The organism is Streptomyces sp. URMC 126 (assembly GCF_051386555.1).
Lineage (GTDB): Bacteria > Actinomycetota > Actinomycetes > Streptomycetales > Streptomycetaceae > Streptomyces.
Genome location: NZ_JBPQTX010001053.1, coordinates 1 through 257 on the forward strand (window position 1 = coordinate 1; position 257 = coordinate 257).

At 59.9% G+C, this 257-nt stretch carries 1 protein-coding gene; it reads left to right on the forward strand.

Features of this window, described 5'->3' with window-relative positions; all coding sequences use genetic code 11:
* The coding region (locus tag ACSNOK_RS35060) for a hypothetical protein (protein ID WP_436784742.1) at positions 1-254 on the forward strand (254 nt) is incomplete at its 5' end.
* Between the last annotated feature and the right edge of the window lie 3 nt (positions 255-257).

The window sequence follows — 257 nt, forward strand, 5'->3', positions numbered from 1 at the left end:
GACTACCCGCAGTTCCGCCTCTGAGACGGTTTGCCTCGAAGCAAGACTCCTGCCCGGCAAAGAACCCGCAAGCGGCCACACAGTTTGCCTTCGACATGCTCAACCCCAGTCGTCTAGACGAGCCAGCACCGGTGAGCACGGCGGCGGCGGATGCTGCGCGAAGGACGAACATTCTTGCCTGGGCCTACCGAGGTCTTGCCTCCACCTTCATTCTCGCAATAGCGCAAACCACGCTGTCCGCCTTCATTAAATAGAGG